This is a genomic window from Mucilaginibacter polytrichastri (genome assembly GCF_001911425.1).
Taxonomy (GTDB): domain Bacteria; phylum Bacteroidota; class Bacteroidia; order Sphingobacteriales; family Sphingobacteriaceae; genus Mucilaginibacter; species Mucilaginibacter polytrichastri.
The window spans coordinates 3,400,454-3,425,159 of sequence record NZ_MPPL01000001.1; the positions used below are offsets into that span (position 1 = coordinate 3,400,454).

16 protein-coding genes are annotated in these 24,706 nt (G+C 45.2%); 7 read left to right on the top strand and 9 right to left on the bottom strand.

Features of this window, described 5'->3' with window-relative positions; translation table 11 throughout:
* Positions 1-222 precede the first annotated feature (222 nt).
* The 4 genes from RG47T_RS14370 to hemN all read left to right on the top strand — a co-directional run bounded on the left by RG47T_RS14370 (position 223) and on the right by hemN (position 4,956).
* A complete protein-coding gene (locus RG47T_RS14370) occupies positions 223-1,413 on the top strand; it encodes a PAS domain-containing sensor histidine kinase (RefSeq protein WP_074490112.1) in 1,191 nt (396 codons plus the stop codon).
* Positions 1,410-2,459: a response regulator gene (locus tag RG47T_RS14375; protein ID WP_074490113.1), complete on the top strand. Its 1,050-nt coding sequence runs from the start codon at positions 1,410-1,412 to the stop codon at positions 2,457-2,459. The genes RG47T_RS14370 and RG47T_RS14375 overlap by 4 nt, the downstream gene beginning before the upstream one ends.
* Before the next feature lie 88 nt (positions 2,460-2,547).
* Positions 2,548-3,576, top strand: coding sequence for a 2-hydroxyacid dehydrogenase (locus RG47T_RS14380; protein ID WP_074490114.1), 1,029 nt, complete (start codon positions 2,548-2,550; stop codon positions 3,574-3,576).
* Positions 3,577-3,588: 12 nt separating this feature from the next.
* Positions 3,589-4,956 carry an oxygen-independent coproporphyrinogen III oxidase gene (gene hemN / locus RG47T_RS14385; protein WP_074490115.1) on the top strand — a complete coding sequence of 456 codons (1,368 nt, stop codon included), beginning with the start codon at positions 3,589-3,591 and terminating at the stop codon, positions 4,954-4,956.
* A gap of 70 nt (positions 4,957-5,026) precedes the next feature.
* On the opposite strand, the gene RG47T_RS14390 is transcribed toward hemN, so the two are convergent.
* The 9 genes from RG47T_RS14390 to RG47T_RS14430 form a co-directional block, all read right to left on the bottom strand.
* The gene (locus RG47T_RS14390) at positions 5,027-6,823 is read right to left on the bottom strand and encodes a hypothetical protein (protein ID WP_074490116.1); all 1,797 of its coding nucleotides are present in this window, start codon (positions 6,821-6,823) and stop codon (positions 5,027-5,029) included.
* 255 nt (positions 6,824-7,078) lie between these two features.
* The gene (locus RG47T_RS14395; protein WP_074490117.1) at positions 7,079-7,765 is read right to left on the bottom strand and encodes a sulfite exporter TauE/SafE family protein; all 687 of its coding nucleotides are present in this window, start codon (positions 7,763-7,765) and stop codon (positions 7,079-7,081) included.
* Positions 7,762-8,181: a FixH family protein gene (locus RG47T_RS14400; RefSeq protein ID WP_074490118.1), complete on the bottom strand. Its 420-nt coding sequence runs from the start codon at positions 8,179-8,181 to the stop codon at positions 7,762-7,764. The genes RG47T_RS14395 and RG47T_RS14400 overlap by 4 nt, the downstream gene beginning before the upstream one ends.
* A 2-nt stretch (positions 8,182-8,183) precedes the next feature.
* Positions 8,184-9,569 carry a cytochrome c oxidase accessory protein CcoG gene (gene ccoG / locus RG47T_RS14405; RefSeq protein WP_074490119.1) on the bottom strand — a complete coding sequence of 462 codons (1,386 nt, stop codon included), beginning with the start codon at positions 9,567-9,569 and terminating at the stop codon, positions 8,184-8,186.
* Between the two features lie 8 nt (positions 9,570-9,577).
* Complete coding sequence (locus RG47T_RS14410; protein WP_074490120.1) at positions 9,578-10,486, bottom strand: cbb3-type cytochrome c oxidase N-terminal domain-containing protein; 909 nt, start codon at positions 10,484-10,486, stop codon at positions 9,578-9,580.
* Entirely contained in the window at positions 10,483-10,674 is a 192-nt protein-coding gene (locus RG47T_RS14415; RefSeq protein WP_074490121.1) for a hypothetical protein, read from the bottom strand. Before RG47T_RS14415 ends, RG47T_RS14410 begins: the two co-directional genes overlap by 4 nt.
* Before the next feature lie 4 nt (positions 10,675-10,678).
* Positions 10,679-12,811 (bottom strand): cytochrome-c oxidase, cbb3-type subunit I, encoded by a 2,133-nt coding sequence (gene ccoN / locus RG47T_RS14420; protein ID WP_074490122.1) that lies wholly within the window; start codon positions 12,809-12,811, stop codon positions 10,679-10,681.
* 92 nt (positions 12,812-12,903) lie between these two features.
* Positions 12,904-13,068, bottom strand: coding sequence for a cbb3-type cytochrome oxidase assembly protein CcoS (ccoS, locus tag RG47T_RS14425; protein WP_074490123.1), 165 nt, complete (start codon positions 13,066-13,068; stop codon positions 12,904-12,906).
* The gene (locus tag RG47T_RS14430; RefSeq protein WP_074490124.1) at positions 13,065-15,452 is read right to left on the bottom strand and encodes a heavy metal translocating P-type ATPase; all 2,388 of its coding nucleotides are present in this window, start codon (positions 15,450-15,452) and stop codon (positions 13,065-13,067) included. Before RG47T_RS14430 ends, ccoS begins: the two co-directional genes overlap by 4 nt.
* Before the next feature lie 178 nt (positions 15,453-15,630).
* On the opposite strand from RG47T_RS14430, the gene RG47T_RS14435 reads away from it, so the two are divergent.
* From RG47T_RS14435 to RG47T_RS14445, 3 genes are all read left to right on the top strand, one after another.
* Positions 15,631-15,810 (top strand): BF3379 family histone-like protein, encoded by a 180-nt coding sequence (locus tag RG47T_RS14435; RefSeq protein ID WP_074490125.1) that lies wholly within the window; start codon positions 15,631-15,633, stop codon positions 15,808-15,810.
* A 392-nt stretch (positions 15,811-16,202) separates the two neighbouring features.
* Entirely contained in the window at positions 16,203-23,585 is a 7,383-nt protein-coding gene (locus tag RG47T_RS14440; RefSeq protein ID WP_074490126.1) for an Ig-like domain-containing protein, read from the top strand.
* Positions 23,586-23,587: 2 nt separating this feature from the next.
* The gene (locus RG47T_RS14445) at positions 23,588-24,520 is read left to right on the top strand and encodes a PorP/SprF family type IX secretion system membrane protein (RefSeq protein WP_074490127.1); all 933 of its coding nucleotides are present in this window, start codon (positions 23,588-23,590) and stop codon (positions 24,518-24,520) included.
* Positions 24,521-24,706 lie beyond the last annotated feature (186 nt).

The following is a 24,706-nucleotide window of genomic DNA, read 5'->3' on the forward strand; positions in this document are numbered from 1 at the left end:
TTCTTAAATATATGAATAGCAATTTACTAAATATATTTTATTCCGAATTGAGCCGCTTCATTTTTTTTTAAATCCCAATCAAAGCCCCGGTTTCTAATTCATACACCCAAACTATACACTCGCTTAAAAAATGACCGCCGTCACTATTCTGGCAGATATTCATCATTCTCTATTCTATGTTTCATTGTTGATATTTGTGACAAGTATCATATTTATTTTTAAATGGAAAATGCAGCCTTATTACAAGCCATCATTAAAAATGCCATCGACGGTATTATTACCATAGATGAGCGTGGCAGGGTTGAATCCATAAATCCTTCGGGATGTAATTTATTTGGTTATGAAGCTAGCGAAGTAATTGGCAACAACATTGCCATACTAATGCCCCAACCAGACAAAAGCCAGCACGACGAATACTTGCACCGGTACCAGCACACCGGCCAGGCACATATTATCGGCATTGGGCGCGAAGTAATGGGGCTGCGCAAAGATGGCACCACGTTTCCTTTCCGTTTGGGTGTAAGCGAGGTCAAATACTCGGGGCGAAAAATTTACACTGGTTTTATCCATGACCTAAGCCGTGAGAAAGAAGCAGAAAGCCAGTTAAAGGATTATGCAACGCACCTCGAAGAACTGGTTGAAGAGCGCACACAATCATTAAAAAAATCGTTGGATGCCCTACAGGAAGCCAAAGAAGAAGTTAGCCAGTCATTAGAAAAAGAACGCGAGCTGGGGCAGCTCAAAAGCAGGTTTGTATCTATGGCTTCGCACGAGTTCAGGACGCCTTTAAGCTCCATACAACTATCGGCATCACTTATAGAAAGATATGCCCAGGAATTTAACAATGCCAACATCACCAAACATATTGGTAAAATTAAAAGCGCAGTAGAGAACCTCACCGGGATACTGAATGATTTTTTATCACTCGAAAAATTAGAGGCCGGCAAAGTAGAACCCATTTTTACAGCGTTTGATATTGTAAAATTTGCCGAAGAGATAACAGAAGAAATGCAGCTTGTTGCCAAGCAAAATCAAAACATCATCTATCAGCATACAGGCGTATTAAGTAATGCCAAGCTCGATCAGTCGCTGCTCAAAAACTGTATCATCAACCTCATCAGTAACTCGATCAAATACTCGGGCGAAAACACGTTTATTGAATTTAATACAGAAATAACGCAGCAGCAGTTGCTTGTTATTATTAAAGACAACGGCATCGGCATACCAGAGAACGACCAAAAACACTTGTTCGAGGCTTTTTTCAGGGCACACAATACCGGTAATATCCCAGGCACGGGCTTGGGTTTAAACATTGTAACCCGTTACGTAAAACTAATGGATGGTACCATCCAGTTTAAAAGCGAAGTAAATAAAGGCACCTCATTTATACTCTCATTCCCGATCCAAAAATGAAAACGATCTTAATTATTGAAGACAATAACGACATTAGGGAAAGCACTGCCGAAATACTTGGACTATCCGGCTTTAATGTATTACAGGCAAACAATGGCAAGGCAGGCATCGATCTGGCTTTTCAGCATAAACCAGATCTGATACTGTGTGATATTATGATGCCCGAACTAGACGGTTATGGCGTATTATACCTGCTGGGCAAAAACCCCGAAACCGATGCCATACCCTTTATATTTTTAACAGCCAAGGCAGAGCGGATTGATTTTAGGAAAGGGATGGAAATGGGTGCCGACGATTACCTGACCAAACCCTTTGACGATATGGAATTGCTGAACGCGATAGAAAGCCGCCTGAACAAAAAGCAAAAACAGGAAGCCTTTTACAGCAAATCTTTACAAGGGCTGGAAAACATTGCTAACGGCAACAGCAAAGGTGCAGAAGAATTAAAAGGACTAATTGCCCACCGTAAAATAAGGCAGATTAAGAAAAAACAGGTATTATATTACGAAGGAGACCAGCCGCAGGGCTTATACCTGATACTGGAAGGTGCGGTAAAAACTATAAAAATGGCCGAGGATGGCCGCGAGCTAATGACAGGCTTATTTAAAGCCGATAATTATCTGGGCATTAATTCATTACTAATGGATGATGTATTTACAGAAACTGCCGAAGCGATAGAAGACACCACCCTGTGTTTATTGCCTAAAGAAGAGGTTGTAAAACTGCTAAATAAATATCCCGAAATTGGGCAGCAGTTTATAAAGCTACTCTCTAACAACATTCGCGAAAAAGAAGAACAGCTTATTGAGCTTGCTTATAAATCTGTGCGCAAACGTTTGGCACAAGTACTTATCAGGCTGAGTAAACAGTTTGCAGATGCCCATGAATTTAAGATCTCGCGCGATGAACTTGCCGCTATGGCCGGCATGGCAACAGAAACAGTGAGCAGAACGCTAAGTGATTTTAAGGAGGAGAAACTGATTGAAAAAAAAGGCAGCCTCATTAATATTCTGGATATGAACAGACTTATTAAAATGAAAAACTGATAACAGTCACTTTGTAGCATGACCTAACGCATAGTATATCTTTTGGCCGACAGGTATTTTTGTAGATAATCAAAAATACCTTCGACAGATGAAAGTGGTAGCTTATAGTATTAAGAGCTTTGAAAAAGAATTTTTAGCGAAAGCCAATCAAAAAAAACATGATATAACCCTTATATCAAATTCGCTAAGCCTCGAAACAGCAGCCTATGCCGAAGGGAAAGATGCAGTTGTAGTTTTTACTAATGACGATGTTTCGGCACCGGTGGTTAACCGGCTAGCCGAAATGGGTATTAAATACATTGCCACCCGGTCTGCAGGTACCGACCAAATTGATAAGGATGCTGCCGCAAGCAGGGGTATTAAAATAGCCAATGTTCCTGTTTATTCGCCCCAGGCCATTGCAGAACATACCGTGGCGCTTGCTTTATCGCTAAGCAGGCAATTAACCAGGGCAAATACACACAGCCATAATTTTGATTTTAAGCTTGATGAATTAATTGGCTTTAATTTTTACGGTAAAACGGTAGGCATTATTGGGCTGGGCCATATCGGGCTGGCAGTTGCGCAAATTTTTAATGGCTTGGGCTGCCATGTTATCGGCTATGATGTAATGGTGCCCGAAGATTTGAAAGGGATTGAGGCAGTACCATTTAACCAGCTGCTTAAGCAGGCTGATATCATTTCTTTACATGCCCCCTTAAATACATTTACAGCGCATATTATTAATGCAGGCAGTTTGGCCGCCATGAAAAACGGCGTTATGCTTATCAACACATCCCGTGGCGCGCTGATAAATACAGAGGATGTTTTAGAAGCGCTTGAGTGTGGTAAGATTGGCTACCTGGGGCTTGATGTGTATGAATTTGAAAAGGGCTTATTTTTTGAGGATCATCAGCAAGATAAAGTGCGCGACCCTTTACTAACCAGGTTACTAGAGTATCCTAATGTTTTAATAACCCCGCACCAGGGATTTTTAACCCATGAGGCTTTACAACAAATTGCAGACCAGACCATCAGAAACCTCGATAACTGGCAGCAGGATAAATGCGTTGGCAAGGCCTGCGTATGCGCAAAAAATTGCCGCGCTATGGATGCTATTAACAATCCTAAAATTTAATTCCCTCCCTTTATGAACACACCGCTTCATTTAATTGATAAATACAATGTAGCGGTGCCCCGCTACACCAGCTACCCTACTGTGCCCTATTGGGATGCAGACAATTTTAATACAGACCATTGGAAAAACTCCGTTAAGTTTTCTTTCAACGAGAGTAACGAGGCCGATGGCATCAGCATTTATATACACCTGCCCTACTGCGAAAACCTATGTACCTATTGCGGCTGCAATACCCGCATCACCAAAAACCACACAGTTGAAGAACCTTATATCAAAGCCGTTTTACTGGAATGGGCTATGTACCGCAATATTTTTGGACAGAAACCTGTAATACGCGAAATACACATGGGTGGTGGCACACCAACATTTTTTAGCGCGGGGCATTTAAAAGTACTGATAGATGGCATACTCATGCATTCTACCTTGCACCCAGATGCCGAGTTTGGCTTTGAAGCCCATCCGGCCAATACCACTACAGCACATTTACAAATACTACACGATCTGGGTTTCCGCAGGCTGAGCCTTGGCATACAAGATTTCGACCCGGCGGTACAACTCATTATTAACCGGATACAAAGTTTTGACCAGGTAAAAACGGTGACCGGACAGGCACGGAAAATTGGCTATACCTCCATTAATTTCGATTTAATATATGGCCTGCCTTTGCAAACATCAACAGGACTTTCGGCAACCATCCAGCAAGTTGCACAATTAATGCCAGACCGGATTGCCTTTTACAGCTACGCCCATGTGCCCTGGATTAAACCCGGCCAGCGTAAGTTTACAGAACATGATTTGCCCGATGCCTATACCAAACGCCATTTATATAATACCGGCCGAGATTTATTTACTGACCTGGGCTATAAAGAAATAGGTATGGACCACTTTGCATTACCAACAGATAGCCTGTACCACGCCGAACAATGCGGCACATTACACCGTAATTTTATGGGCTACACACACCAGTATACCCAGCTAATGGTTGGTTTGGGGGTATCATCTATCAGCGATAGCTGGTATGGTTTTGCTCAAAATGTAAAGTCGGTAGAAGAATATGTTAAACTGGTTAACGCCGGTGAGTTGCCGGTATTTAAAGGCCATATGTTAACGGCAGAAGATTTGATTATCCGCAAGCATATCCTCAATATTATGTGTACAGGCAAAACCTCCTGGAACCACCCCCAACACCAATGTGAAGCCTTGTTGCAAGGCATAGAACGAATGCAGCTACTTGCCGACGACGGCCTTATTGAGCTTAACTCAGGGGAGCTTAGTGTAACCCAGTCAGGCAAACGTTTTCTCCGCAATATCTGCATGGCGCTAGATGCCCGCTTATGGGCCGATAAACCCTCATCACAATTATTCAGCATGGCGGGCTAAACTAACTTAATTGATCTTAAACAATAAAAGCGGCCACAGCCGCTTTTATTGTTTAAGACTATTTACGGTATTACACTGCTAACAAACCCGCACCAATTGCTTTTAAGTGCGCTTCGCAAACAATTAAGTTTTTATACATTTCGTCGCGGTAGCTTATGGTTTCGTTATATAACTGCGGTAATAGCTGTTTGTAATAAATGATACCCTGCTGCAGCTGATCTTTAAAGTTCACCAGTTGTTTCTCCTTTTTTTGGTTAACGTTTTTCAGGTAGCCGGTAATTTCTTTTCTAAAATAGTCGAGGTACAGGTTCAATTCGTTAATAAAAAGGCTGGGCCGCTCCACATCGCTTAACAGATCCTGCCGCCCGTAAATGTGCCCCACCATTTCGTCGAGCGTATAAACTTGAGAAAAATAAGCCAGGTTAGGGCCCGGGCAAATAGTTACCGCAGCATTTTCCCTGGGTTTTAACATATCATTTTTCAGATAGGCCGAAGCGCATAAACCTTCACAAAGGCAAACTTTCTCAGTAATATTTTCTACCCGTTCCTGGTAATCAGCCTGCGATAACTCCAACGTTTGCAGCTGTTGCAATTTAAGATGCTGGTATTCGCGCGATGCTGTACAGATGGGTTGCTCGGTAAATTCGGTATTGGTACACAAATACTTTTTCACGCATGGGCTGCCAGGCCTCCCCTGTTCAATCCTTTCCAGTCGCTGTTGCTCGCCGGTTGATTTTTTGAAGTTGTTAAACAAAATACCCAGTGGCGATGATGCGCTCAGGTAAAAATCCTCCTGCCTGGCGCTGGTTAATTGCTGCAGGGTTTCCTCATCAACGTTGGTAGCTTCGGGCACCAGTAAAAAAGGGCTGCCCCAGCCGGTGGCCTGCAGTTGATAGTGTTCCAGCAGAAAATCGTTTTCGTTAGCGGTACCTATCCCACCCTGCACACTAATGCGTTGGGGAGGTATGGCAGTAGCATTAGCGCCTTTTTCAATCAATGCAGCCTGGTAAATAGTAAGCAGTTCGGCCATCATGGTTTCGCGCTTTTGCTTAAACTCTTCCAGTATCGGGCCCAATAAAAGCCCTTCTGTTGCAAAAGCATGGCCCCCGCAATTTAAGCCCGATTCTATCCTGAACTCGGAAACCCACAGACCCTTTTTAGCTAAAAATTTAGCCTGTATATAAGCCGACCGGTAGTCGCTCACTTTTAAGATGATCTTTTTGTTTAACGCGCCATCACTGTCTGGAAAAAAGCAATCAAACGATTCCAGATAGCTGTATAAACGCGGGTTCATCCCTGCCGAAAGAACTACCGACGATTGCAGATCGCTATTCACAAAACCCCTGATGCCAGCCAGCGCATCGGTATTATCATCACCGGTATACTGCCCGTCAATATCAAAATTAAGCTTATCCACTTTCGACATAATATTAACATCGATAGCGCCCTTCTGCATCCGGCTCAGTAAAATATTTTGAAAGATCTTTTTGCTGATGCCTTCGGGATACTCCTGCATCAATTCATAGCCCTGTTTCAGGTGCGATGAATCCGGCAGCAGGCTAAAGTATCTATCCAGGTCGTTATTTTGATTAAATGGCAAGGTTTTTAACCGCTCAAATTGCTTATTTACAAGTTTGTTAAGCAGGTTCAGATAAGCGGTGATTCTTTTTGCCCGGGCATCCGGTGCAGATTTCATGATCGGCGTGTATGCTTCCTCATTTTGCAACGCATGGTACTTACGCATGCGTTCAATAAGCTCATCATCAACAATAGAAACTACCGATGCTATACCGTACCTGGCAGTTTTTAAAGGCGTATCAATAGAAAAGCCTAACCCTAATACTGGAATATGAAAAGTATGTGGCATAGTTTATATTTTAAGTGTTTGCAGGAAATAAAAGCGGGTTTTGCCACTTTCTTTAAATTAGTTACGAGGAAAGGGATTACAGATTCTTGGCAAAAAGCAATACCTCGCGGCTGTATAATTGGGTCAAATTTGCTTTGTTTAAAGTATTCATAATTGCTGTTTTATCTTGTCTCTGATGCAAATATGAACGTTAAGGCTGTTGAAGGGCGTGACCACAATCACCGCTAAAAATGATCTTGAGCATTTTTCAAAATCCTACCGGCATATTACTTTACCGGTATTGGCTGCCGGGCTGATGTAGGGGATGTTAAGCGACAGTCCCCGCAATACAAACCATACGCCAAGGCACAGCATAAAATAAGGGACCACCTTATTCATTTTTCTGCGTACCGAATTATTTAACAGGCCAGTACTTACCGATGCCACCAGCATTAGCGGGATTGTACCCAGCCCAAAACAAGCCATATAACTCACAGATGCCATTACCGTACTGGCATTAACTGCCCCAATAAGCGCGAGGTAAACAAAGCCACAAGGTAAAAACCCGTTGAGCACACCTATAATTAAATGCCCGGCCCGGTGTTTAAGCGCGTAGGTGAGCACCTTATTAAACGGCTTTATAAGTACAGAACCCAGCCTGTTATTGGCAATTGACACCTTTAAAAACCTGGATGATGCCGCAAGGATAATTAGCACCCCGCTAAAAACACTTACCCCCTGCTGCAAACCAGACAGCCATATTTGCCGGCCTATTAAACCGGTTACCAAGCCCAGGGTAGCATAACTTAATACCCGCCCAAGGTTATAGATCAGCTTGTCCCAAATAATCAGCATAAAACCTGCGTAATTATTGGGGATGGCAAAGGCCAGCGGCCCGCACATACCTATGCAATGGATACTGCCAAACAGCCCAATAAAAAAGGCAAGTTCATTAGCGTTCATGGTACCATCACTTCTTGATTATACAGGTACTTTTTATGGTGGTCGGCCCATTCAAAAGATAATTGCCATGGGCCGGTGGCCAATTTTTCAATAGGGATGTTTATTTCGTTTACTCCATCGCTGGCCATATTAATGATTTTGTCCATCCGGCGGTCAGACGGCCGCATTAAAGTAATTTTACATTGCAGCGGCTTAACAAACTTTACACACATAGCCTTATCCGTAAACCGGATATTGGGTTGCAGCTTCTCAGTAACTACCCGCTTTTCGCGGTTATAATCAGCATCAAAGGCCAGGCCTTTTTCGTAATACTCGTGGTCTACATCATCGGGCTGTGCAAACATCTTTACGCCCATGGCCGTAATGAAAATCACGAATGCCAGCAACCCCAAAACAATTCCTTTTCCCCAGTTCATATTTAATCCTCCCCGTTAACCGGTCCTATAAATGTTGTATTTATCGTTTGCAGTAATTTATGCTGATCCATTACTTTGATCGTGATTTCCGTTTTCATCGAGCGGATCTGTTTAGTCGGTATCATTAAGAAAAACACGGCTTTGCCTGCACCTTCTTTATCAAGTATGCCCGGTGCCTGTATATATTTTATTTTGATGGATGGATTACTCGTAACCAAAGAGATCCGACGTTTACTGTCGGTTTTATTAATCATATCTGCATTGTAAATATTGCTGATATACCCCCCCGGTTGTTCCTGGTAAAGCATCCCTGCCGAGCGTAAAATGGTAATATCTATATCACTGCGTTGGGCTATAAAATAGATAAGGCCTACCAGCAAAACACATATCACTGCCGAGTATGCTTTCATCCGCCCGGTAAATGATGGTTTTTTATCCTGTCTGATCATTTCTTCCGAATAGAAACCAATCAGGTTCATAGGCATATTGATCTTATCCATTACATGGTTACACACATCGATACAGGCGGTGCAGTTAATGCACTCCAGTTGCGTACCGTTTCTGATATCTATCCCGGTAGGGCAAACATCTACGCATAAGTGGCAATCCACACAATCGCCTTTGGGCGCTTCCTCTTTTTTAGATCGTTTGCCGCGGGGTTCTCCCCTCAAATAATTATAGGCAACCACCAAGGTATGCTTATCGGTTAAAACACCCTGTAAGCGGCCATAAGGACAGATCACTGTACATACCAACTCGCGCACCTGGCTGTAAACAAGATAAAAAACAACTGTAAATATGCAGATGCTGAAAAAGCCTGACCAGTGCCTGGTTACCGGCTCTGTCACAATTCTGATCAAGGTTTCACTACCGATAACGTAAGCCAGAAAGGTATTGGCGATGAGGAAGGACACCAGGAAAAAGAGTACGTGTTTAGCTGATTTTTTAAAGACTTTTTCTTGTGTCCATGCTCCTTCATCCAGCTTTCTGCGCTTTTTAGCATCCCCTTCAATCCATACTTCTATTTTGCGGAACACCATCTCCATAAAAATAGTCTGCGGACAGATCCAACCACAAAATACTCGGCCGAAAGCAATAGTAAACAACACTATGCATACGATGCCGGCAAGCATAGCCAGTACGAATAAAAAGAAATCCTGCGGCCAAAATACCTGCCCAAATAGCACAAAGCGGCGTTCTATTACATTGAGCAACAAAAATGGCTGCCCGCTAATGCGAATAAATGGCCCAGCAAAAAACATCACCAGGTAAGCATAACTAAGCCAGGTGCGGTATTCGTAAAGTTTACCTTTACGAATAACCGGGTACATCCATTTACGGCTATTACTAGCCGCTTGTGGCCGACTTAAATTTTCTGTTAGTTGCATGTTATTCCCTATTTCGCGGCAGCAGCATTGGCTGTTTTTGGGGCAGCTTTAACCACATCCTCCACCTCTTTTTCCCCTTGCGCTTCTTTAGGATTTGCCGGGTTGCTGCCATGCAAAGATTTTATATAGTTGGCCACATCTGCTATCTGTTTGGGCGATAATTGTTTTTCCCAGGTTGGCATGCCTTTGGCGGCAACACCATACTTTACGGTTTTAAACACATCGCTAATTTTGCTGCCGTGCAGCCAGTAATCATCTGTTAAATTTGGCCCTACAACACCCTGGGCATGGTCGCCATGGCAGGGTACGCAATTGAGTTTAAAGATGGATTGCCCATCTGCTATCACACCCGGTTCTACGCTTAGCTTCACACTATTCTCATCAACCCGGTTGGCAGACTTCGACAGAAATACTTCTTTTTCTTTAGCGGCTACGGCCATTTCTGTATTATACTCGGCATACTGTAACTGGCCAATGCCAAATACGTGATATACCAGCAGATACCCTATAGCAAATACTATAGTGGCATAAAACAAGCCGGTAAACCATGATGGTATCGGGTTATCTATTTCCTGTATACCGTCATAATCATGCGGTATAATCAGCGCGGCTTCTTCATCAAGCGGCTTTAGTTCAAGCAAACGTTCTACCACACTGGTTTTAGGCTTTAGCTTAATTTTAGCAGCAGCCTCTTCAGCTTTCATGGTGGCGTAAGCTTCGGGGCCGATGATTATTTTGGTGAGTACTTTAAAGGTGCGCAGCAATACCAGCATTACGATAACCAGTAAGATCAGCATCATCATGATGGCACCATAGGCAATATAGTTTTTATCCTGGCCAGAGATAAGGCTATCGGCCTTTATTCCCTGGGCTGCCATCACTAAAACTATTAAGAGGATAGGTTTAATCAATTTCATGGCTGTAAGTTTTCTTGGTTTTCGGCAATACTGTCGTGTAGTGGCATATCGCTCATGTAAACCACATGCTGTTTTTTAATGAGCAAAAGCCACACAGCCACCACAATAAAAAACAATAAAAAGATGGCCAATGAAGAGAGCAGGTAACCCTCGTTTCCGTGAATATTTTCTGTAAACTGCTTAAACATGGTATTAGTTATTTGGAGTTGCGGTTTTGTTTGCTTTAATGTCCATACCCAAACGCTGCAGGTAAGCGATAATGGCCACAATTTCTTTCGTGCTTTTTACCTTAATATGGTCCTTCGCTAAGTTATCGGCTATGCCTTTCGCCTGCTTGTCCAGATCGCGGTTTGCTATGTTTTCGTAACCGGGGCCGTAAGGAACACCCAGCTTGCGCATAGCATTAATTTTTGATGCCGTGGTGGTGGTGTCCAGCGTTTGTGAAATTAACCAGTCGTAATTAGGCATAATACTCCCCGGCGACATTAACCTCGGGTCCATTAAGTGATTATAATGCCATGCATTGCCATACTTGCCGCCTATACGCGCCAGATCTGGCCCGGTACGTTTAGAGCCCCATAGAAACGGGTGATCGTACACAAATTCTCCGGCTTTGCTATATTCTCCGTAGCGCTCCGTCTCAGACCGAAAAGGCCTAACCGTTTGCGAGTGGCAGCCCACGCAGCCCTCCCGGATATAAAGATCGCGCCCCTGTAATTCGAGCGGACTATAGGGTTTTACGCTGGCTATAGTTGGGATGTTTGATGAGATGGTAAGGGTTGGCATCAGCTCCACAAAAGTACCCACCAATATCACCAGCAAGGCCAGTACCATTAGCTGGATAGGCCTGCGCTCTAATGTACGGTGCCAGTGTGCGCCCTTCTCTTCCGTAAACTCCGGCGCAAGCGGCATGGCTTCGGCGGCTTCATTTGCTACCAGCTTACCTTGCAACATCGTGCGGGTAAGGTTATAAGCCATGATGATAACCCCCGACAGATAGAACGTGCCCCCTACTGACCGTAACACATGCATTGGGATAATGCGCAGCGTAGTTTCCAGGAAATTAGGATATTTCAGCATACCTTCCGCGGTAAACTCTTTCCACATTAAGCCCTGGGTAAAACCTGCCCAATACATCGGCACGGCATAAAACAAAATGCCCAGTGTGCCTATCCAAAAATGAAACGAAGCCAGTTTTTTAGAATAAAGCTCTGTTTTATAAATGCGGGGTATTAACCAATACAGAATAGCAAAGGTTAAAAAGCCATTCCACCCCAAAGCACCTACGTGTACGTGTGCAATGATCCAATCTGTAAAGTGGCCAATGGCATTCACTTGTTTCAGTGCCAGCATCGGGCCTTCAAAAGTGGCCATACCATAAGCGGTAATGCCTACCACCATAAATTTCAAAACAGCATCATCACGCACCTTGTCCCATGCGCCACGCAGGGTAAGCAAACCGTTAATCATACCACCCCAGCTTGGTGCAATAAGCATAATAGAAAAGGCTACGCCTAATGATTGCGCCCAGCCCGGTAAGGTGGTGTACAACAAGTGGTGAGGGCCTGCCCAGATGTAAATAAATATCAATGCCCAAAAGTGCAGGATGCTTAATTTATAAGAGTAAATAGGCCTGTTAGCCATTTTAGGTAAAAAGTAATACATCATACCCAGGTAGGGCGTGGTTAAGAAAAACGCTACCGCATTATGCCCATACCACCATTGTACCAGTGCATCTTGCACACCGGCAAACAGGTAATAGCTTTTCCAGGTAGAGATGGGTAATTCGAGCGAGTTAACGATGTGTAATACCGCTACCGTAACAAAGGTGGCAATGTAAAACCAAATGGCTACGTACAAATGCCTTTCGCGGCGTTTGAATATGGTACCGAACATGTTTATGCCAAAAACCACCCAAATTACGGTGATGGCAATATCTATCGGCCATTCCAGTTCGGCGTATTCGTGCGATGTGGTAATACCCAGCGGTAAGGTTATTACTGCCGAAATAATAATAATTTGCCAGCCCCAAAAATGGATCTTGCTGAGCGCATCACTAAACATGCGCGCTTTAAGCAGCCGTTGCAAGGAGTAATATACACCCATAAATATGGCGTTACCCACAAAGGCAAAAATTACAGCATTGGTGTGCAGGGGGCGAATGCGGCCAAAGGAAGTGTATTGGTTACCCATATTGGCGGCAGGATGGTACAATTGTATCGCGATGATGAGGCCAACGGTCATGCCGATGATGCCCCATATTACCGTTGCGATACCGAAATCACGTACAATTTTGTTATCGTAGTAAAATTTTTCGGGTTGCATAATAATCGTGTGGTTGTATCTGTTTTGGATGATGTAAAAGTAGGCAGGTAACTCCTGCGGCAGAATGATGACGGTTGCGCAAAAAGCTGATCTTAGTCACTTTTAGGCTCTTCCCGCGGTTCATCGTCCAGCAAGATCCGCACAGACGGCGTATACAGGTCGTCGTGCTGGCCATGGCGCTGCGCCCAAAAAAATGCACATAAAAATAGCACTGCCAGCAAAATGCTGCAGCCAATTAAAAAGTAAATAATGCTCATAATAATTTTCTGAACCTTGCCGCTAAATGTGTAGCAATACTGGTGAACGAGATAATGGTTGCCGTACTTAAAGGCATTAAAATAGCCGCTATTAATGGTGATAGTTTGCCTGTTACAGCATAGCTCAAACCGAACAGGTTATATACCAATGAAATAAGAAAGGATGCATGGATGATCTGAACCGTATCTTTAGAAAACCTTAAAAACTGCGGTAATTTGCGGAGGGATCTGCCATCTAAAATGGCATCGCTGCCCGGTGAAAAATTGTTAACATTATCTGTAATGGCAACCCCCAGGTCGCTTTGCTTTAAAGCGCCCGAATCATTTAAACCGTCGCCCATCATCAATACCTTTTGGTGTGATTGCTGCAATGATTTTATAAAGTCCAGTTTCTGCTGGGGCGATTTGCTGAAATGCATGTGATGATCCATAAAATAAGGCAGTAATGCCCGCCGGTCATGATCATTATCGCCTGATAAAAGATAGAGACGGTAATCGGCATCGCATAAATCGGCAACTTCATTAAGGCCGGTGCGCTGCTCTTGTTTAAAAGCAAAGTAGCCTGCATAAATACCATCAATCATTACGTGTACTTCTGTGGCCAGCTCTATGATGTTACCACTGCCCAGCACAAATGCCATACTGCCGATGCGGATAAGGTGGTTATTAATTTGTGCGGTAATGCCCTGACCTGTGGCTTCATGATAGGCAACCGACGAGAGACTTTCGTAATGGCCCAGGTACGCGCAGATCTGCCTGCTTAAGGGGTGGCCGGAATTACTGCAAACCGAATAAATATATTGTTTCTCCCGGTTGTTTAAGTCGGCATGCATGGTAACGCTTTGCTCGCCGCCAATGGTTATGGTGCCGGTTTTGTCTAAAACCAGGGTATCAATGCGGGCAAGCTGTTCAACCACATCAGTATTTTTAAGGTAAAATAAATTACGGTCGAAGATGCTTAGTGCAGCCGACATGGTAAATGGTGTACTTAAAGCCAATGCACACGGGCATGCCACAATAAGTACTGCTGTAAACGCCGAGAAAGCCCGCTGCACATTAGCAGGTACCCAATATATAAACGAGCCAAAAGCGATACACAATAGTATCACTGTAAAATATTTACTTACCTTTTGGTTAAAGGTTTGCATGCGGTTGTCCTGCTTGCGTGTAAAGGCTTCGTTGTTCCACAATTGGGTTAAATAGCTTTGCGAAACCGGTTTAATTACTTCCAGCTCCAGGGCTTCGCCCAATTGGCGGCCTCCGGCATAGATCACCTCTCCTAATATTTTATTTACCGGGGCAGATTCGCCGGTCACAAAGCTAAAATCGATACGGGCATCCCCTTTTAACAAAATAGCATCAGCCGGGATAATTTCACCATGCCTGATACGGATACGTTGCCCGATTACAATATTGGAAAGCGGCACGGGTTTTTCCATACCCTCTTCCATTACCTGCACCGCCACCGGGAAGAACGAGCGATAATCGCGCTCGAAAGAGATATGGTAATAGGTTTTTTGTTGTACGTATTTACCAACCAGTAAGAAAAACACCAGCCCGCAAAGCGTATCGGTAAAACCTGCGCCGGTATGTGTTAATATTTCGGCCACTGTGCGGATAAACAAAACGGCTATGCCCAGGGCTAAGGGGAAATCAATGTTCAATACCTTGTTCCGGAGGTTTACCCGGACCGACGAAAAATATCCCCAGCCGCTATAAAATACTACAGGCACAGCAAACAGGATATTAAGCCATCCGAAAAAATGCCGGAAGTTTTGCTCATTAACCGATAGCCCCAGGTACTCTGGGAAACTAAGCAGCATTACATTGCCAAAGCAAAACCCGGCAACTGCAATTTTTCTGATCAGGTTATCGCTTGTACCCTTATTTTGCTTTTTAATCACATCCTGCAAACTGATCAATGGCTCATAACCGATATCAAAGATCAATTCAACCACTTCGCGCAGGCTTATTTCTTGTGTTTTAAAACGGATGTTGATCTGCTTTTTCAAAAAATCGACGCGGCTGTAGTAAATGGCCGGGTTAATTCTGTTTAACTGCTCCAGCAGCCAGATGCAGGAGCTGCAATGGATGTAAGGGATATACAGCGTAACGATGGTCATCTGCTCATCCTTATAATCAACCAGTTCTTTAATGATGGATGGCTCGTCCAGGTATTCAAACCGTTTTTCTACCCTTGCACGCGTAGCACCCGGATGATCGTTGTAGGCATAATAGCTGCATAAACCAGTGGAAGAAAGTATTTTATAAACGCTTTTACAGCCATTACAGCAAAAGCTTTTTTCATCTAACTCATAATGTACATCGGTGCAATCATTGCCGCAATGGTAACAAGTGGTAGCATCAATAGTATGTATAGCCATGGGTTAATTGTTTACCCCCCAAAAATGGGGTGCAAACTCCTTTAAAAAAATGACGGCGGCTGATATAATAAATGATTGAAGTCACTTTATAATACGCAGCTGTTTACGTTGTTTTTATATCGCTTTTTCAGGATTCTGGCTATATTCGCACCTATTTTGTTATCATATAAAGATTATTATGGAAAACTTCAGTAAAGTTAAAGAGCTGGTGGCTGCTTCAGAAGCTGACTTCACCGCATTCTACGAAAAAGGAAATAAAGCAGCAGGAACAAGGGTTCGCAATGCTATGCAACAGTTAAAAACACTTGCTCAGGACATCCGCACCGAGGTAACTGAAAAAAAGAACGAAGCAAAGTAATTAAATCAATAAACTGTTTAGGGTAAAAAAGGCTGTCGAGTGACAGCCTTTTTTGTTGGCCCGATTTGCATTCCTTCCACTGCAAATAACTTCAGATGACAATACCTTAAAAGCTCATTCCTTTCCGGGCGATTGTTCATTTTGTACAATTTTCTAAAAAAGTCAATATTTAAAACCTATTTGTAAGTATTTGTCGTAAAAGGTAAATAACGCCCCCTTTGATATCATTTCATTGGGGTAGTTATCATTTATAATTATATTTAATAAATGAACCGGCCTTACATGTTAGATTATCTAAAACGCATATTACTTTTTTCTGCCTCAACACCTTTCTCGGCAGCCAGATATAATAAACCGGCATCTGCTATTTATTCACTTGCTTATACAACCGTATGATCAAACTTTTACGTTTTTATTTTCCTGCAATTTTACTTGTGCTTTTAGTACACCTATCTGCATTTGCACAAAATTGTACTATTAACGCAGGTGCCGACCGCACCATTTGCCCAGGCAGCACTTTCGTATTGAACGGTAACGCCACGGGGCTGCTTACCCAGCAAGCAACCTGGACGCAGATTGCCGGGCAGCCTGTCACCATTTCGGCTACAACGGTAAATGGCGGTACAGCATCTGCAACCGTTACCGGCTATACAGTTGGGCAAAGTTATAGTTTCCGCCTCTCTGCTACCTGTACCGATGGTACGCCGGTTTTTGATGATGCAGTATATACGGTTTCGCCATTAACAGTGGCTAATGCAGGGCCCGATATTGTATCGTGCCCCGGCCTTAATGCTGTAACCATGGCGGCAAATACGCCACTGGCTGGCGAAACCGGCATATGGTCTGTAAATGGCAACCTGCCGCTGCCCAACCCGGTAACATCACCCAATGGTACAATTAGCTTACCGGCAACCGGCAATACAGTTGGCAGTTCGGTTTACACCTGGACCATTACCAGCAACAGTGGTAATTGCTCTTCTACTTACAGTGTAAAGGTTACTAACCTGGGCGGCGAACCTATCGCTGTTACCACGCCTGTTAACGTAAGCTGCTATTCTATTAAAGCAGCTGTAGGTTTGCATGCCTCATTTGGTGGTAGCGGCAACGGGCAAATTGGCACCTGGTCATTCATCAGCGGGCCAAGTACACCTACTTTTGGAGATATTCACGATCAAAATACCGGTATCGGCGACCTGATAGGCGGCACCTATATTGTACGCTGGACGGTAACCGGCCCATGTTTTAATGGTTTTAAAGATGTTACTGTTAATGTTTCGCCACCATCGCAGGATGTGACCAGTGCAGGCGGCGAGCCTTTCTTTACTTACTGCGACGGCCGTACAAATACCGCACTAAACGGTGTAAAACCACTTTATAAAAACGAAGTGGTAAGCTGGGTATCGGCAGCAACCAACCCCGGCGGTGTAGTAATTGCCAACCCCACATCACCATCTACCACCATATCAGGCCTCAATGGTGCTTCGGCGTATGATTTTATTTATACCATTACCAACACAGTTACCAATTGCTCTTCGGTAGCTATATATCATGTACGTTATACCACGGCACCATTTGTTGGTTTCATAACCCCTAACCCTTCATTTTTGCCCTGCAATGCTACGCAACTAACGGTACATTATAATGCGGCCGGTGGTAACCGTTCGCAATGGGCGCTGGTAAGCGCGCCGCCGGGCTCCCAGCTGCAGGCCAATGCAGGGATTAATACTTTTACAACCGCAGCCGACGATTTTCAACCCTTTGTTGGGATGAATAAGATCGGCACGTATGTAATCCGGTTCAGGCGTTACAGCGACGATGCTTCCGGAGGATGTAATGACAGCTATGCAGATATCAGGATTGTGGTATCCAAAGCACCATACCAGGCCAATGCAGGTACTTCGCAGTTTTTATCGTGTAATGTTACCTCTGCTACGCTGGCAGGTAATGCCCCGCAGGGCGATGACTCGGGCACCGGGCAATGGAGCCAGGTAAGCGGCCCTAATAATGCTACTATTGCCGATAAATCTTTAAATACCACAGGTATATCTAACCTGGTAAGCGGTGTATATACTTTTAGATGGATAGTTAGCGGTGGCAGTACAGACTGCGGCGATTCGCAATCTGATGTAAAAGTGATCGTTGCCGCTGCCCCAACGCATGTTAATGCAGGCGCTGATATGACGGTGTGCTATTCTACCCCAATAAAACTGGCAGCCGATGCACCGCTGCCAAATGAAAAAGGCACATGGAGCGTACTCTCAGAAAGCCCCGCCACACCTGCAAGTACGGTTACGTTTTCTAACGTTAACGACCCTAACGCTATTGTAACCGGCTTACTGGCCAATAAAATTTATACCCTGCAATGGACCATAGAAAATGCCTGCGGTACCCTTACAGACCAGGTAGTTATTAACACCAATAGCACCAATGGCCCCAAACAGGCAGCTGCCGGGCCCGACCAATGCTTAGGAGGCGGCTCAACAATATTTAATTTAAGTGCTAATGCGCCGGATGCAGGCGAAACCGGGATCTGGACATTACTGCCCGGCAGCCCCAATACTCCTGCTTTTACCAACGCCAGCAGCCAAACCGTTACCGGTGCCACCCTGGGTACTTACAGGTTTGAATGGCAGCTAAGTAAAGGCGGATGTGCCACCACGCGCGACACGGTTGTTATAACCATATCAAATGGTACAACCACAGCTGCCATTAACGGCAGTACGGGCACATCGCAGCAGGATGTGTGCGGACTAGGCCCTGTTACCCTAACAGCCACCAATGCCGCATTAACTGCAGGCGAAGCAGGTACATGGACGCAAACCGGCGGGCCAGGTGGTGCAGTAATTACATCGCCCAATGGCACCTCTACCACGGTTACAGGATTGGTAGAAGGCAGGTACAAATTCAGATATACCATAACTAACGGTGCCTGTTCAAGCTCGTTTGCAGAGGTAACTTACAATATAAGCGCGCCGCCAACACCAGCAGTAGCGGCTGTAGGCGGCACAAACCCAATTACACTTTGTAATGCCGCATCAACCGTTTTAGATGCCAACACCATAACTGTTGGCACAGGGTTATGGGTAGTACAAAGCGGCCCTAACGCACCAACTTTTAGCAGCCTTAACGACCCGCACGCCACCATCAGTGGATTAATATTAGGGACTTATGTATTAACCTGGCAGTCAAGCAACGGTACTATCTGCCCGGCATCTACCTCCAATGTCTCTATTATTGTGCATCAGTCCGCCAATGCAGGTGCAGATCAGGCTTTATGTAATACTACAGTAACTGTATTATCGGGCAATGAGGGTAGCGATGGTGTTTGGACACTGGTATCAGCATTACCTGGGGGCACTCCCCCGGTTACGATCACCAAAAATGGCTCGTCCACCGGTTTCGGCAATACAGCAATAGTAACCGGGTTAACACCCAACAGTAACTATGTATTCAGATATACCATAAACACCGGCTTGGTTGCAGGTAAAGATGCAGGCGGCTGCGGTACCTTAACAGATGACATGGCAGTTGCAGTAAGTGGGCCGCCATCTACCGCAGATGCAGGCCCCGACCAGCAATTATGTACCAGTTCGGGCACTTCGGTAACCCTGGCTGCGGCAACACCTACCGTGGGTACAGGCACCTGGAGCATCATTAGCCGCCCTTTAGGTAGTTTAGCCACTTTATCATCAACCACTGCACCTAATGCCACATTTAATAATTTAAGTGTGCAGGGCGATTACCTTTTACAATGGACCGTTACCAATGCCAATTGTACGGGGAATGAGTCGAGCAATGATATTGTGCGCATCAGTGTTTTTGCCCCGCCAACAGTTGCCGGGCCAATGACAGACCAGCCTGCTGCCTGTTTGGGTAATGTAACCTTAACCGGTACCACCCCTACGGTGGGCATAGGTACCTGGACGTTTGTACCCAACGGCCCCGGCGATACCCGTACACCGATTATTGATGCACCCAATGCCCCGACCACAAGTGTTTCGGGTTTGGTAATTAATGCAGCCAATCCTTACAAATTTAGGTGGACCATTACCAATGGTACCTGTACTGCTTCATCTGCCGATGTAAATATTACTGTAAAGGACAATACGCCTGCTGTTGCCAATGCTGGTACGGTTGCCAACACCTGTGCACCGGCAGCGGGCAGTACGGCTTCGGTTACCCTGGCATCTACCAACACAACCTTAACCGGAAATGACCAGGGCACCTGGACGGTTGTTACCCAGCCGCCATTTAGCCCTGCCGTTACTTTTGATAATTTGCACAGCGCAACAGCCACTGCAAGTAACTTAAAAGCCGGCGCATACACCTTAAGATGGACCATTGCCAACAACAGCGCATGTACATCAACCAGCGACGTTAGCTTTACCATATTCGATCCGCCTTCAACCGCTGATGCAGGTCCGCCGGCGGCTAATTATTGCCTGTCTGCACCGGCTGTGTTATCAGCAACAGCGCCAACATCCGGTACCGGTACCTGGACGGTGCTCAGCAAACCCACAGGCGCAGCAGACCCGGTATTTAGTTCGGTGAACGACAATCATGCATCCGTAAGCGGCTTGGTGGCTGGTGCTTATACCTTCCGCTGGACAGTATCTACCGGGCAATGTACAGACAGCCATGACGACATTACCATCACCGTGGCCAATTGCGTTATTGATTTGGGAATAACCAATACAGACGGTAAAACCAATTATACGCCGGGTACCATAAATACATATACTATTGTAGCAAGCAACAACGGCACAAGTGATGCCAATGGCGCAACGGTAACCTTCCCGTTCCCAACAGGGGTAACCGGTACATGGACAGCCACTTATACAGGTACAGCAAGCGGTACAGCGAGCGGAACTACAGCAATTAATGAAATTGTGAATTTGCCTGTAGGCAGCTCCGTTACTTATGTGGTAACAGCAAATATCGGAAGCGGCGTAACCGGCAATCTAACCACTATTGCCTCCGTTAACCCGCCACCGGGCTTAACAGATGTTACCCCGGGTGATAACAGTGCATCTGATACGGACACGCAAATTAGTCAGGTTGATTTGAACATTACCAATACCGATGGTAAAACAACTTATACACCGGGTACTACTAATACTTATACCGTAGTAGCTACCAATACCGGCTTAAGCACAGCTACCGGTGCATTAGTTAGTTACCCACTGCCAGCCGGAGTAAGCGGCACGTGGACAGCTGTATACGCGGGCGGCGCAACCGGTAATGCCAGCGGAACGGGCAATATCAACGAAACTGTAACTATACCGCCGGGTGGAACGGTAACCTACACAGTAGCAGCAGCCATTGCAAGCAATGTTACCGGCGATGTTACCACTACGGCAACAATTACTGCTCCGGCCGGTATTACAGACCCTACCCCGGCTAATAATGTTGCCAGTTATTCTAATACGCAAAGCAGCAGCGCAGATTTAAGCGTTACCAATAGCGATGGCAAAACTACTTACACACCGGGTACAGCCAACACTTATACCATTGTAGTAACCAATAGCGGGCCAAGCGACGTAACAGGCGCAACAGTAACCAATAACCTGCCGGCAGGTGTAACCGGTACCTGGACTGCAGTTTATGCTGGCGGCGCCACAGGTGCAGCTTCGGGAACAGGCAATATTGGCCAACTGGTAAACGTACCAGCGGGTGGTACTGTTACCTATACTTATGTAGTAACCATCCCGTCTGACTTTACTGCTGCCAGCCTTAACAATACCACTACTGTTACGATGCCGACCGGTGTAAATGACCCTACTCCGGTAAACAATACGGCTACAGATGGGGATACACCAAATAGTATCACCGATCTTAAGGTAGTAAAAACGGCATCGGGCTTAACGCCATCTATCGGTACCCGGATTACCTTTACAGTTGCGGTTAGCAATAATGGCCCTAGTATGGCAACCAATGTTAGCGTTAGCGATCTGCTGCCATCGGGCTTTACCTATGTAAGCGCAACACCGGATGCCGGAACCTATAACAATACAATGGGCGTATGGGCAATTGGCAACCTGGCCAATGCAGGCACCCAAACTTTAACCATTACAGCCAGCGTAAATACTACGGGCAGCTATACCAATACCGCAACGGTTACAGGTACAGAGGCCGATAGCGACCCGACCAATAACAGCAGCCAGGTAACCATTGCCCCTAAACAGCTCCCTGTAGCTAATAATGATGCTGCCACAACAGGTTCAAATACACCGGTAGCTATTAATTTATTAACCAATGATGTTAAGGCTGCTGATAACCTGGTGCCCAATACGGTAACCATCATAACTCCACCTCAGCATGGCACCGTGACTGTAGACCCTGCAACTGGTATAGCCACCTACACGGCAACCCCGGGCTATTCTGGCACCGATACTTTTACCTACACGGTTACAGATGCTAATGGCGGTACATCAAACATAGCCACCGCAACTATTACTGTAGACAAAGCCCCTGTTGCTAATGATGATAACGCAATTACAGCTATGAACACGCCTGTAATTATTAACCTCCCCGTTAATGATGTTAATGGCGATGCCGCGCTGGCACCTTCAACAGTTATTATTGTACAGCAACCATTGCATGGTACAGTGACTGTTAACACTATTACGGGCACAGCTACATATACACCTAATGCAGGCTACTTTGGCCAGGATAATTTTACGTATACCATTAAAGACCAAAACGGATTTGTATCAAACGTAGCCAACGTTACTGTTACAATTCCCAAGGGGCCAACTGCTGTAAATGATAACGTTACCACCACACCTAACAGGCCTGTGGGTATCCCGGTAATTAACAATGACCAGGCAGGCAGCGCCGACCTCGACCCAACTACGATTACCATTATTACCCAACCGGCGCACGGTACATTGATAGTTGACCCGGTTACCGGGCTGGTAACTTATACCCCGGCCTTAAATTATGCAGGGCCAGATCAATTTACCTATACCATCAGGGATAAAAACGGGGCCGTGAGTAATGTAGCCACAGTAACCATCAACACTAATGACAGGCCGGTTATTGGCTTGGCCAAAGCAGCAACAGCTGCAGTCAAGGCGGTTAATGGCTCGTTCGATGTAACTTATATTTTAACCGTGGGCAACTACGGCATAACAGATCTTAATAACATCAGCATTAAGGATGATCTTACTTCAACTTTCCGCGGCGAGCAATGGGTGGTTAAAAGCATCAGAACGCTGGGCAAGTTAACGGTTAACAACAGTTACAATGGTAATGGCAACACAGAAATGCTGGCATCTGCCAACCAGTTGTTTGTTGGCCAGGTAGAAGAGATAGAGCTGGTGGTAAATGTAACCGTTTTATCGGGTGGTACCACCTATCAGAACCGTGCTACGGCTTCGGGCACATCAATTACCGGGACAAGTACCACAGATCAATCAACCGACGGACTGAAACCAGATGTAACCACCGCGGGTGATGTAAGCTCGTCTGTACCTACCCCTGTGGAGCTGAAACGGCCAAACGAATTTATTCCGCAAGGCTTCTCACCAAACGGCGACGGCGTGCATGACACATTTGTAATTGAAAATGTAAGCGGCAGGCGTGTTTCACTAGAGTTTTACAACCGCTGGGGGAACCTTGTTTACCGCAACGGCGATTACAAAAACGACTGGGGCGGCAAGTGTAACCAGGGTATACACATAGGCGAAGATTTGCCGGAAGGCACCTACTACTACATTGTAAAATTTGATGACAAAGACCGCTATGTGGGCTATATAACCCTTAACAGATAGTTATGAAAAGCTTTAAAATATTAATTATACTAATTTTAATAACGTGTGCCGGTAAGCAGGCCCTGGCACAGCAGGAGGCCATGTATACCCAGTATATGTTTAACAGCCTTGCCATTAACCCGGCTTATGCAGGCAGCCGTAATGTTACATCGGCTACGGCACTATACCGCAGCCAGTGGGTTGGCATACAAGGGGCACCTACAACAGCAACATTAAGCATTGATGCACCACTGGACAATAAAAAAATAGGCTTAGGCTTACAGGTTTTTAATGACCGCCTGGGTATTACCAACACAAGCGGTGCTTTTGGCAGCTACGCTTTCCGCATCAGGATGGATAAAGGGACTTTGGCTTTGGGCTTGCAAGCCGGGGTGAGCCAATACCGGGCCGATTTTACATCGGTTAACCTGGGTTCTGATGCCTCGCCCGATCTGGCTTTCAGCAATAACATCAACAAAATGCTGATAGATTTTGGCGTTGGTGTTTACTACAGTACAGATAAGTTTTACCTGGGCCTGTCATCGCCCCAATTACTGAACAACCAGCTGCACAATTTTACGGTAGAAGGCAGCAACACCTTTAGCGGACAGGCTATGCACTTGTTCCTGGCTACAGGCTATGTTTTTCCGCTGAATGAAGACCTGCATCTTAAGCCCTCTGTTTTAATTAAGTACGTAAAAGGTGCCCCGATAGAAGGTGATCTGAATGCTACATTATGGATTAAAGACGTTTTTGCCGTAGGCGCACAATACCGTACCGAGGCTGATATTTCCGGCCTGATAGAATTCCAGGTTTCGCCGCAGATCAGGCTGGGTTACTCGTACGATCATAGCACTACCCCGCTTGTACAATTTAATTCGGGCAGCCACGAGATTATGATCCGTTACGAATTTGGTTTTACAAAAGGTAAGATCCTGTCTCCACGTTATTTTTAGAACATAGAGTATGCTGAAAACGATATACATAACCTTATTTGCTTTACTCCTTTTACCGGCATTGGTGTTTAGTCAGCCTAAAAAAGAGAGCAACAGCCTGGTAAAAGCAGCCCGTAAAGAATACATGGCACTAAGATATACCCCTGCCACTAAACTTCTGGAACGCGAACTTAAAGCCCACCCTGA

Excerpts from the sequence above, each read along its gene's own strand:
- RG47T_RS14370 (WP_074490112.1), top strand. The coding sequence starts at position 223 with ATGGAAAATGCAGCCTTATTACAAGCCATCATTAAAAATGCCATCGAC.
- RG47T_RS14375 (WP_074490113.1), top strand. The coding sequence starts at position 1,410 with ATGAAAACGATCTTAATTATTGAAGACAATAACGACATTAGGGAAAGC.
- RG47T_RS14380 (WP_074490114.1), top strand. The coding sequence starts at position 2,548 with ATGAAAGTGGTAGCTTATAGTATTAAGAGCTTTGAAAAAGAATTTTTA.
- hemN (WP_074490115.1), top strand. The coding sequence starts at position 3,589 with ATGAACACACCGCTTCATTTAATTGATAAATACAATGTAGCGGTGCCC.
- RG47T_RS14390 (WP_074490116.1), bottom strand. The coding sequence starts at position 6,823 with ATGCCACATACTTTTCATATTCCAGTATTAGGGTTAGGCTTTTCTATT.
- RG47T_RS14395 (WP_074490117.1), bottom strand. The coding sequence starts at position 7,765 with ATGAACGCTAATGAACTTGCCTTTTTTATTGGGCTGTTTGGCAGTATC.
- RG47T_RS14400 (WP_074490118.1), bottom strand. The coding sequence starts at position 8,181 with ATGAACTGGGGAAAAGGAATTGTTTTGGGGTTGCTGGCATTCGTGATT.
- ccoG (WP_074490119.1), bottom strand. The coding sequence starts at position 9,569 with ATGCAACTAACAGAAAATTTAAGTCGGCCACAAGCGGCTAGTAATAGC.
- RG47T_RS14410 (WP_074490120.1), bottom strand. The coding sequence starts at position 10,486 with ATGAAATTGATTAAACCTATCCTCTTAATAGTTTTAGTGATGGCAGCC.
- RG47T_RS14415 (WP_074490121.1), bottom strand. The coding sequence starts at position 10,674 with ATGTTTAAGCAGTTTACAGAAAATATTCACGGAAACGAGGGTTACCTG.
- ccoN (WP_074490122.1), bottom strand. The coding sequence starts at position 12,811 with ATGCAACCCGAAAAATTTTACTACGATAACAAAATTGTACGTGATTTC.
- ccoS (WP_074490123.1), bottom strand. The coding sequence starts at position 13,068 with ATGAGCATTATTTACTTTTTAATTGGCTGCAGCATTTTGCTGGCAGTG.
- RG47T_RS14430 (WP_074490124.1), bottom strand. The coding sequence starts at position 15,452 with ATGGCTATACATACTATTGATGCTACCACTTGTTACCATTGCGGCAAT.
- RG47T_RS14435 (WP_074490125.1), top strand. The coding sequence starts at position 15,631 with ATGGAAAACTTCAGTAAAGTTAAAGAGCTGGTGGCTGCTTCAGAAGCT.
- RG47T_RS14440 (WP_074490126.1), top strand. The coding sequence starts at position 16,203 with ATGATCAAACTTTTACGTTTTTATTTTCCTGCAATTTTACTTGTGCTT.
- RG47T_RS14445 (WP_074490127.1), top strand. The coding sequence starts at position 23,588 with ATGAAAAGCTTTAAAATATTAATTATACTAATTTTAATAACGTGTGCC.